An 11,763-nucleotide genomic window follows, 5' to 3' on the forward strand; every position below is an offset into this window, starting at 1 on the left:
AACGACCCATCGGGCAAGTACCGCTTGGATCTGTCGACAACGAACGGTTACTTGACTGTGGAGTCGGCAGGCCAGTGATCTTCTTCAGAGTGGCCACTCTCCAAGTCGTCTCCCGCGCACGCGACGCCCTCGGCGTCGTGCTCTCGCCGCGCGCTCTGTTCGACCACCCCACCGTCGGCCGACTCGCCGCCTCCCTCACTCCCGCAGCGGCACCGGAACCGGTCTTCACGCCCCCTCCGCGACCGGCCGACGGACGGCTTCCCCTCTCCTACGCACAGGAACGCCTCTGGTTCCTCGACCAGTTCGCGCACACCACCGTCGAGTACAACGTGGTCGACGCCCTCCGTCTCACCGGCGCACTCGATCTGTCCGCTCTGCGTGTCGCGCTCGCCGCCCTGGTCGCCCGGCACGAAGCGCTGCGTACGACGTTCGACGAGGTCGACGGCCGCGGCGTCCAAGTGGTGCACGGCATGACCTCCACGGTCGAACGGGCCACGGCGGCGATCGCCCCCACCGACGCCTTCGATCTCCTCCGCGCCGTCGACGTCACGGGGAAGGACGAACTGGACGCCCTTCTCGCCCAGGAGGCGGTCGCTCCCTTCGATCTGCGCAACGGACCGTTGTTCCGTACGCTTCTGGCGCGCCGAGCCGATCGGCCGCAGGAGCATGTACTGGTGCTCGCGATGCACCACATCGTCACCGACGGCTGGTCCATGGGCGTGATCACTCGCGAGCTGAGCGCACTCTACGCCGCCGCCATCCGGGGGGTGGCCGCGGATCTCCCCGAACTTCCCTTCCAGTACCCGGACTTCGCCGTTCACCAGCGTGCGCCGCGGTCGACGGCCGATGGCGGTGGCGAATCGGTGGACGACGGTCTCGCCTACTGGCGGCAGCGGCTGGCCGGACTCGAACCCCTGGACCTGTCCACCGACCGTCCCCGCCCGGCCGTCCGGACCACCGCCGGTGCGTTGTGCTCCTTCGATGTGCCCGGGGCCCTGGCCGACCGGTTGCGCGAGGTCGGCCGCGCGCACGGCACGAGCCTCTTCATGAGCCTGACGGCGATCACCCAACTGCTTCTCTCGCGGTGGAGCGGGCAGCGCGACATCGCGCTGGGCACGGCGGTGTCGGGTCGTGAGCGCACCGAGTGGGAGAACCTGGTCGGCTTCTTCGTCAACACCCTGGTCCTGCGGACGGATGTGGACGAGTCGCGCGGATTCGGTGAGTTCCTGGCGGCTGTGCGCGAGACGGTGCTGGGAGCCTTTGCTCACCAGGACGTGCCGTTCAGCAGGCTCGTCGAGGAACTGGCTCCGGAGCGGGACACCAGCCGCACCCCTCTCGTGCAGGCGATGGTGAGTCTCCAGAACACCCCGACCGCGGACCTCGATCTGCCCGGCCTCCATGTGGAGCCGGTCGAACTGGACCGGGAGACAGCTCAGTTCGACCTGACCTTCGGCTTTCTCGAGGACGAGGGCCGGCTGCGTGCGGGCGTGGAGTACAACACCGACCTGTACGACGCCGACACCATCGGTCGTATGACGGCGCACTGGCTTGCTCTGGCGGAGGGGCTGCTCGCCGCCCCGGCCGACACGCCGCTCCACACCCTCGCCACTGACCACGAAACCGCCGACAACGCGACCGCCAACCGCGGAACGGCCGACAACGGAATCGCCGACATCGGAGCCGGCGCCCAGAAAATGGCGCCCGAACCCCGCTCCACGCCCGAACCCCTCTCCAAGTCCGCGACCTCCAAGTCCGTGATCTCCGCGCCCGCGCTCTTCGCCTTGCGCGTCGCCGAGGCGCCCGACGCCCCGGCGCTCATCAGCGCGACCGCGCCCGACGCGGAACCCGTCCCCTACCACGAGCTCGACCGACGGGCCAACTGCCTCGCCCGGCACCTGATGGAGGCGGGCGTCGGCGTGGAGTCGAGGGTCGCCCTGCTGCTGCCGCGCTCCGTGGACCAGGTCGTCGCCGTGCTGGGCGTCCTCAAGGCGGGCGCCACGTACATTCCGGTGGACCCGGGCTATCCCGAGGACCGGATCGGCTACATCCTGACGGACAGCGGCGCCGAGCTGCTCCTCACCCGCACCGCACTGCTCGGCAGGCTGCCCGCCTCCGGTATGCCCCGGGCTCTTCTGCTCGACGCGCCCGAGACCGTTCGCGCGCTCGCCGCGCAGGCCCCGGGCGACCCTGGCGTCCATGTGCCGGTCGGCGCCGGGGCGTACGTCATCTACACCTCGGGATCGACGGGCCGTCCCAAGGGCGTCGCCGTCACCCACGCGGGGATCGCGGCACTGGCCCGTACACAGGCGGAACAGCTGGGTGCCGGTCCCGGTGCGCGGGTGCTGCAGTTCGCCTCGCCGGGCTTCGACGCCTCCTGGTGGGAGCTGTCCATGGCGCTCCTGACCGGCGCCGCCCTCGTCGTCGACGAGACACCGGGAGGGCGGGACGCCGACTGGGGGGCCAGGCTCGGTCCGGTCGTCGCCGCGACCGGGGTCACCCACGCCACCCTGCCGCCCGCCCTGGTCGCCGCGCTCGGCACGGCAGACCTGCCGCCGGTCCTGACCGTCGCGGGCGAGGCGTGCCCCGCCGAGACGGCCGACCGGTGCGCGCCGGGGCGCACGATGCTCAACGCGTACGGGCCGACCGAGACCACCGTCTGCGCCACCATCAGCGCACCGCTCGTCGCCGGGGCGGGCGTACCGCCCATCGGCGGCCCCGTCACCGGCACGCGGGTGACCGTCCTCGACGCCTGGCTGCGGCCCGTCCCGGTCGGCGTTGCCGGCGAGTTGTACGTCTCCGGGACCGGACTCGCCCGCGGCTACCTGGGCCGGCCCGACCTCACGGCCGCTTCGTTCGTCGCCGACCCGGGCGGGAGCGGCGAGCGGCTGTACCGCACGGGCGACATCGTGCGGCGGCGCGCGGACGGCACGCTGGAATACGTGCGGCGGGTCGGCGACGGCCAGGTCAAGGTGCGCGGGTTCCGGGTGGAGACCAGGGAGATCGAGCACGTGCTCGCGGCCCACGCCTCCGTGGCACAGGTCGTCGTCGACGCACTCGCGGACCGGCCGGGCGCGCCCGCCCGGCTCGTCGCGCATGTGGTGCCCGCGCCGGGCGGACGGGTGGACGCGGCGGTCCTGCGGGAGCACGCGGCCGCGACGCTGCCGGAGTACATGGTGCCGTCGGCGTTCACGACGCTGGACGCGATCCCGCTGAACGCCAACGGCAAGGTCGACCGCAAGGCCCTTCCGACGCCCACGGCCGAGGCGACCGACGCGTACGTCGCTCCGCGCACGCCCGTCGAGGAGACCCTCGCCGCGATCTGGGCCGACGTGCTGGGCGTCGAACGGGTCGGCGTCCACGACAACTTCTTCGACCTGGGCGGCGACTCCATCCTGAGCATCCAGCTCGTCGCCCAGGCCCGGCGGGCCGGTCTCGGCCTGTCGTCCCGCGACGTCTTCGCCCGGCAGACCGTCGCCGCCCTCGCGGGGCTCGTGGGCCTCGCCGCGTCCGGGGACGCCGCGGGCCGGGACGGCGAGGGCGCCGGACCGGCCCTGTCGGCCGAGCAGGGGGAGGTGACGGGCGAGGTCGCCCCGACGCCCATCCGGGAGTGGTTCTTCGCCACGCACACCGAGGACCCGGCGCACTTCGCCATGTCGATGGCGTTCGAGCTGACCGAGAACCTGGACGTGTCCCCGTTCCGCGCGGCCGTGCGGGCCGTGCTGAGCCACCACGACGCGCTCCGCACGGTCTTCGCCGAGACCCCGTCCGGTTCACCGACCGCGCGCATCGTGTCCGTCGCCGATCTGCCCGACCTCGGCGGCGTCGTGGAGGAGCACGACCTCTCCGCCGCCCCCGACCCCGAGGCCGCCTGGACCGCGCTGGCCTCCTCAGCCGCCTCCCGCATCCGCCTCGACCGGGCCCCGCTGCTCCGGGTCCTCGTCGCGCGGGGAGCCGGGCAGCGGCCCCGGGTGCAGTTCACCGCCCACCACCTGGTCGTCGACGGGGTGTCCTGGCGGATCCTGCTGGACGACATCGAGACGGCGTACCGGCAGGCACTCTCCGGCGAGTCGCCCGATCTCGGTGCGAAGACCACTTCGGTGCGCCAGTGGGCCGACCGCCTCGCCGCGCACCTCCGCGACGGCGGCTTCGACGACCAGCGCGGCTACTGGGCGTCCGTGCTCGACGGGGCGCCGACCGCGCTGCCGCTGGACACGCCCGGCGGCGACGACACCGTGGCCGCCGAGCGGACCGTGCTGTGCGAGCTGGGCGCCGACGAGACGGCGGCACTGCTGCACCGGGTGCCCCAGGTGTACCGCACGCGCGTGGACGAGGTGCTGCTCGCGGCCCTCGCCCGTACCCTGCGCGGCTGGACCGGGCAGGACCGGGTGGCGGTGGACCTGGAGGGGCATGGGCGCGAGGAACTGTTCGACGACATCGACCTGACCCGTACCGTCGGCTGGTTCACGTCGCTGTACCCGGTCGCGCTTCCGCTGCCCGCGGGCGACGCCTGGCGGGACACGATCGTCGCTGTCAAGGAGGGGCTGCGCGCCGTGCCCGACCGGGGCGTCGGCTACGGCGCACTCCACTTCCGCGGCGCGGGCGCCCTCCCGGATCGGCCGGGGGTCAGCTTCAACTACCACGGCCAGTTCGGCGTGACGGCCGCCCCGAGGCCCGAGGCCCCCTCCGCCCCGCGGTCCGCGTCCCAGGCCGTCCCGCGTTCCGGATCGTCGCCCTCCACGCACCCCGGCACCGATTCTCCGGCGCAGGCCCCGAACGGCGGGCTCTACCGCGCCGAACTGCCCGACGCGGGAGGCGACCGCGGCGGTCGCGAGCGGCGAAGCCATCTCCTGGAGGTCGTCGGCGGTGTCCAGGACGGCCGGCTCGTCTTCTCCTGGACGTACTCGCCGGGGCTGCACCGGGAGGAGACCGTGCGGAGGCTGGCCGACGCCTTCACGGCCGCGCTCGCCGACTTCGTCGCGCACTGCGCACAGCCCACGGCGGGCCGCTGCTCGCCCGTCGACTTCCCGCTCGTCGCGCTGACGCAGGAAGAGGTGGACCGGGTCGTCGGCGACGGACGGAACGTGACCGACGTGCTGCCGCTGACGCCGCTCCAGGCGGGAATGCTGTTCCACACCCTCGCCGCACCGGACTCCGCCGCGTACCTGGAGCAGTTCGCCTGTGTCCTCGACGGCGTGACCGACGCCGCGGCGCTGGCCCGTGCCTGGCGGCGGGTGGCGGAGCGGACGGACGCGCTGCGGGTGTCGGTGGCGTGGCAGGAGACCGAGCGGCCGGTACAGGTCGTGCACCGCGAGGCGCCGCTGTCGGTCGCGTTCCTCGACTGGTCCACCTGCGCCGACGAGGAGGACCGCGCCGCGCGGGTCACGGCCCTGCTCGCGGCGGACCGCGAACGAGGCGTCGACCTTGGTACGGCGCCACCGGCCCGGCTCACCCTGGCAACGCTGCCCGGCGGGACCGTACAGGTCCTCTGGACCTTCCACCATCTGCTCCTGGACGGGTGGAGCAGCGCCGCGCTCCTGTCGGACGTGATCGCCGAGTACGCGGCACTGACCGGCGCGGACACCGCGAGACCGGCCCCGGCGCGGGGGGCGTTCCGGGACTACCTGGAGTGGCTGGGGGCACGCGACCACGCCGAGGGGCGCGCCTATTGGCGGGAGCGGCTGGCCGGTTTCGCCGAGCCCGTGTCTCTGCCCTGCGACCGTCCGGCCTCCCGGGAACGCCAGGGACGCTCGACCGAGCGGGTGCCGGTCGTGCTGTCGGCGGCCGAGGCGGAGCGGGCGCGGGTGTTCGCGCGACGCCACCGGCTGACGCCGAACGCTGTCGTGCAGGGCGCCTGGTCGCTGCTCCTCGCGCACCACAGCGGGGCGCGGGACGTCGTGTTCGGAGCGACGGTCTCCGGGCGGCCCGCCGAACTGCCCGGCTCCGACAGTATCCTGGGCCTGTTCATCAACACCCTCCCGGTGCGGGTGGACGTCTCCATGGACCACCCCGTCGTGCCCTGGCTGAGCGGGATCCAGGAACGGGCCGTCGAGGCCCGTCGGCACGAGTACGTGGCGCTGAGCGACATCGAGACCGAAGTCCCTTCCGGCACGGCGCTGTTCGAGACCCTGGTGGTGTTCGAGAACTATCCGGCGGACGCCGACGCCGCCGCCCGGCACGGGGTGGGGCTGCGGGAGGTGGAAGCCGTCGAGGCCACCAACTACCCGCTCACGCTCATCGCGGGCGGCGGCAGGGGCGACACCGGCGGGCTGAGCATGGACCTGGCCTACGACCCGCTGCTGTTCGACACCGTCACCGCGCGGCGGCTCGCCGAGCACCTGGCCCGCATGGTGCGGGAGCTGACCTCCGGGGAGGCGGCGACCCTCGCCGACGTGGCCCCGCTGTCCCCGTACGAGGCACGCCGCGCCGCGCACTGGGGCACCGGCCGCGACGGTTCCACTCCGGTCGCGTTCGGCGAGTGGTTCGCCGGACGGGCCGCCGCGCACGCGGACGCGCCCGCGCTGGCATGGGGTGGCGAGGAGATCACGTATCGCGAACTGGACGAGCGGGCGGACCGGATGGCGGGGCTGCTGCGCGCCCGCGGCGTCCGGCTCGAATCACGGGTCGCGGTGATGCTGCCCCGCTCGCCCGAATGGGTGGTCACGGTGATCGCGGTACTGCGGGCCGGCGGCGTGTACGTCCCGGTCGACCCGGGCTGGCCCGCCGAGCGGCTGGACCACGTGCTCTCCGACTGCGGCGCGATCGTGCTGGTGACCGACCGGACCGGCGCCGACGCGCTCGGCGCCGCGCCCGCCCGGCCCGGGGGCGCCGTGCCCGTCGTCCTCACGGTCGACGACCCGGCGCTCGGCCGGGCCGACACCGGGGCGGACGCGCGGCCCGTGCGCGTGCCGGTACCCGCGTCGGCAGCGGCGTACGTCATCTACACCTCCGGCTCGACGGGCCGTCCGAAGGGCGTGGTGGTCCCGCACACCGGTCTGGCCTCCCTCGCCCGCACCGTCCGCGACCTCGACGGGATGGACACCGAGGCCCGGACCGTCCGGGACGCGGCCGGGCACGCCGCCGCGTTCCGGGCGTCCGGAGACGGCGGGCGGTTCCTCCAGCTCGCGTCGTCGGGCTTCGACGCGTCCGTACTCGAACTGCTGATGGCGTTCAGCGGCGGCGGCACCCTCGTCCTGCCCACCGACCCCGGCGCCCGGGACACGGACGGCGCCCCGCTGCCCAGCGGCCCGCTCGCCGGGGAGGACCTCGCCGATGTCCTGGAGCGGGAACGCGTCACGCACGCCTTCATCCCGCCGACCGTCCTCGGCAGCATCCCGGCCGGCCGCGCGCCGGGTCTGCGGACGCTGCTGTCGGGCGGTGAGGCCGTCACCGCGGACCTCGTCGCCCGCTGGGCCGACGGCCGCCGGATGCTGAACGCGTACGGCCCGACCGAGACCACGGTCGTCGCCACCCTCAGCGGGACGCTGCCGCCTGCCCCCGCGACCGCGGCGACCGTGCCCCCGATCGGCGGCCCGGTCTCCGGCACGAAGGTGTCGGTGCTCGACGGACGGCTGCGCCCCGTCCCGGTCGGCGTACCCGGGGAGCTGTACGTGACGGGCGCGGGCGTGGCCCGCGGCTACCTGGGCCGCCCGGGCCTGACCGCCACCCGTTTCGTCCCCGACCCGGCCGACCCGAAGGGCGCCGCGCGGCTCTACCGGACCGGCGACGTGGTGCGCTGGCGGGCCGACGGGCGGCTGGAGTTCGTCGGCCGCGCCGACGGCCAGGTGAAGATCCGCGGCCTGCGGATCGAGCTCGGCGAGATCGAGGCCGCGCTCGCCGCCCATCCCGCGGTCGAACAGGGCGCGGCCGTCGTACGGGAGGACCGGCCGGGCGCCAGGCGGATCGTGGCGTACACGGTTCCCGCCGAGGGCGCGACACCGTGCCCGCCCGAGGAACTGCGGTCCCATCTGGCCCGGACACTGCCCGACTACATGGTGCCGTCGGCCTACGTGACTCTGCCGGCGCTGCCGGTGAACGCGAGTGGCAAGACGGACCGCAAGGCGCTGCCCGCACCGTCGGACACCGGGTCGGTCGCCGGGCGCGTCGGCCCGCGCACGGAGACCGAGCGGACGCTCTGCGCCATCTGGGCGGACGTGCTGAAGGTCGACGAGGTCGGGGTGCACGACACCTTCTTCGACCTGGGCGGCGACTCCATCCTCAGCATCCAGGTCGTGTCCCGGGCCCGCCGCGCCGGTCTCGAACTGTCCTCGCGGGACGTGTTCGTGGGCCAGACCGTCGCGGTTCTGGCGGCGGAGGCCGACGCGGCCCGCGACACGGCGTCCCCCGTGGTGACCGCCGAGGACACCGAGACCGGAGAACTGCCGCTCACACCGATCGCGCGCTGGTTCTTCGCGACGCACCCCCTCGCCCCGGCCCACTTCGACATGACGAACTCCTTCGAACTCGCCCCTGGCACCGACCCGTCGGCACTGAGGGCGGCCGTGGCGGCCCTGGTGGCCCGGCACGGGGCGCTGCGCTCCACCTACGCGCCCACCGGCCCGGACGGCCGGTGGACCGGGCACGTCGCGGCCGTCGACGACACCGACCCGGACGCCCTGTTCACCGTGCACGACCTGTCCGGCACGGCGGACGAGGCCTCCGCGCAGGCCCGTTGGGACACCGTCGTCCGCGCGGCGCAGGCCGGGTTCCGGCTGGGCGACGGCCCGCTGCTGCGGGTCCTGTACGCCGACCGGGGCCCCGGTCGTGCGCCCTGGCTGACGCTCACCGCGCACCACCTGGTCGTCGACGGCGTGTCCTGGCGGATCCTGCTCGACGACCTGGAGGCCGGTTACGCGCAGGCGGCGGCCGGTGAACCTGTCGAGGCGCGGCCCCGGACCTCGTCGGTGCGGCAGTGGACGCGCCGACTGGAACGGCACGTCGCGGAGGGCGGGTTCGACGCGGAGCTGGACCACTGGCGGGCCGCGGCCGACGCGGTGCGCGCGGCCGTTGGCATCCTGCCGGTCGACCGCCCGGACGCCCCCAACACCGGGGCGGAGCTGGACGCGGTGGCGGTCACCCTGGGCGCCGAGCGGACCCACGCGTTGCTGCATGCCGCGCCCGGTCGCTACCGCACCCGGATCGACGACCTGCTCCTGGCCGGGCTCGGCCGGGTCCTGTCGGACTGGACCGGCCACGACGACCAGGTCGTCGCGCTGGAGAGTCACGGCCGGGAGGACCTCTTCGAGGACATCGACCTGTCGGGCACGGTCGGCTGGTTCACGGCCCTGCATCCGGTGGCGCTGCACACCCCGGCCGGGGCCGGCTGGGCGGAGACCGTCCGGGCGGTCAAGCGCCGACTGCGAGCCGTCCCGCACCGCGGTGTCGGGCACGGCGCCCTGCGCTGGCTCGGCGAGGGCCTCATCCCGGACGCGCCCCAGCCGCAGATCAGCTTCAACTACCTGGGCCGGTTCGACATGGCGGGCGGTGACGGCGGGGCAGGCGGCCTGATCCGCCGCGAACTGGACGTGGTCGGCCGTGACTTCGACCTCGGTGAAGCCAGGCCGCATCTGATCGACGTCGGCGCGCTGGTGCAGGACGGCCGGCTGACCGTCAGCTGGTCCTACTCCTCGGCACAGTACGAGCGGAGCACCATCGACGGTCTGGCGGATGCCTACGCGCGGGCGCTGGGAGAACTCGCCGAGGGAAGGTGACATGACCGACAGCCGGTGACCACCGGAGGCGGGGGCGGGGCGGCGAGCGCCCCGCCCCCTGCGTGCGGAGCGGCGACCGCCCCGCCTCCTCGCGTGCGGCGCGGTGCGGCCGGCCGACCGGGGCTTCGCCGTACTCCTGGTGTCCCGCGTGCCGTCTCGTGCTCCGGACGGGCCTCGCCGTCCTTCCCGTCAGGCCGCGAGCACCCGCGGATCCATGACCCAGTGGTTGGTCCTGAGGACACGGCCCGCGAACGTCCTGTCGGTTTCCGAGAGGAACCGGAAACCGACGGAGCGACAGATGCCGTTCGACGCCGCGTTGCCCGTCGCCGGGAAGGCGTGCACCAGGCCCCAGCGGCCCTGATCCCGGGCCTGTTCCAGGAGGACGCGGACGGCACGTTTGCCCAGTCCCCGCCTCTGGAACTCGGGCAGCACCATCCACCCGATCTCGGAGACCGGTCCGTCGTCGGTGTCGTGGGACCAGAGGTTCACCGTGCCCGCCACCACGTCGGGTTCGGCCGGATCGGGAATGATCATCTTGATCCACGCGAGGTCGTCCGCCGCCTTCCGGGCATCCCGGCGGACCTTGTCCGCGATCCCCTCGCGCGGCAGAGGTCCGCCGAGATCGGCCATCATCCCGGGATCGCACTGCATCCGGATGTAGGCATCGACATCGTCCGGAGTGACGTTGCGCAACTGCACGGGTTCCTCCTCGGTCTCACACGGATGGCTCCATGTTCCAGGAAAGCCGGTCACCGGCGTTCCCGGGGGCCGCTTCGGCGCGCACGACGCCGCGCGGTGCTTCGCCCGCCGGTGGTACGGCCGGTGCGCCGGGCCAGGACGCGGCGTCCCGTCACAGCCATCCGCTGCGCTGTGCCTGCAGGGCCAGCTGGAAGCGGTTCACGGCACCCAGCCGGGCCATCAGGATCTGCAGGCGGCGGAAGAGGGTGCGGCGGCTGATCCCCAGCTCGCGGGCGATGACGTCGTCGCCCGCGCCACCCGCCAGGAGCCACAGCAGTCGGCGGTCGGTGGGGGACAGGCCGCCGGGGCGCGTGGTGCGGCCGTGCAGGGGCAGCGCGTTCTGCCAGCACTGCTCGAACAGCGCGATGAGAGCGGAGAGCAGGCCGCACGGCTGCACGACCAGCATGGTGTTGTGGACGTCGGCCTCCTTGCTCGACAACGACACGAGGGCGTACGCCTCGTCGATGACGAGAAGCTTGACCGGCACCGACGGCAGTACCCTGGCCTGTTCGCCCGCCTTGACGCACGGTTCGACGGCGTCCCTCAGATGACCGGGGTGCTCCAGAGACTCCCGCGAGTACACGACACGCTGCGTCACACCCCGGGCGAGCGTCGCCAGCGCGTCCTCCGTGGCGCCCGTCAACGGGAAGTACGGCGGGGACTCGAACTGCCGGATCTGGTCGCGGGCGCTCATCCAGGCGCGACGCATCCTCGGGCCGATCGCCTCGCCGGTGACGACCTCGACGAGATGGTCGTTGTACGCGGCGAGCCGCTGCCGACGGAACGACTCGAAAGCGCCCCCGACGGCGAGGCGCGACTCCTCCACCTCGGCCACGCGGTGCCGGGCGAGGACCTCCAGACCGGCGGTCGGCGGCACCGGGGCCACCACGTCCCCGCCCTCCTCCGCGGCGCTGGCCAGACCGGCGTCGACCAACGCGCCGTAAGCAGCGGCCAGTTCAGGACCGTCCAGACCGACGGCGGCCGCGATCGCGCCGAGCGGGGCGGGAGCCAGTTCGAGCAGCGCCAGATAGACCCGGCCCGCCGTGTGATCGATGCCCAGGAGCCGAAGGGCCTCGCCGAGTCGCGCGTTCGTCATGCGCCGCATTATCGACGTCTCCGGCCGGGGCCGTGGCCGATCCGTGCCAGTGTCACTTTCCGGCACCAGGCGCGCCCGGCACGGGATACCGTCCCCGGAGCCGCCGACGACCGGCGGTGGCGAGGGCACCCCGACCGCACCCGGGTCAGGTCCGTCCGCGGGGACACCCCATCCGCGTGGACGCTCCCGCCCTCGCCGCCGAGTGACCGAACCCGTCCAGAA

The 11,763-nt window shown here is 73.9% G+C and carries 2 protein-coding genes and 1 pseudogene; 1 reads left to right on the forward strand and 2 read right to left on the reverse strand.

Annotation, left to right across the window (positions count from 1 at the left end):
• Positions 1-89: 89 nt before the first annotated feature.
• Positions 90-9,707: pseudogene (locus tag AMK22_RS11620) on the forward strand (amino acid adenylation domain-containing protein); the annotation flags it as partial.
• A 189-nt stretch (positions 9,708-9,896) separates the two neighbouring features.
• On the opposite strand, the gene AMK22_RS11625 reads toward AMK22_RS11620, so the two are convergent.
• Positions 9,897-10,406, reverse strand: a complete 510-nt coding sequence (locus tag AMK22_RS11625) for a GNAT family N-acetyltransferase (RefSeq protein ID WP_073784074.1) — start codon at positions 10,404-10,406, stop codon at positions 9,897-9,899.
• Between the two features lie 151 nt (positions 10,407-10,557).
• Positions 10,558-11,541: a LuxR family transcriptional regulator gene (locus tag AMK22_RS11630; RefSeq protein ID WP_199883194.1), complete on the reverse strand. Its 984-nt coding sequence runs from the start codon at positions 11,539-11,541 to the stop codon at positions 10,558-10,560.
• Between the last annotated feature and the right edge of the window lie 222 nt (positions 11,542-11,763).

The sequence above is a fragment of the Streptomyces sp. CB01580 genome, assembly GCF_001905795.1.
GTDB lineage: Bacteria > Actinomycetota > Actinomycetes > Streptomycetales > Streptomycetaceae > Streptomyces.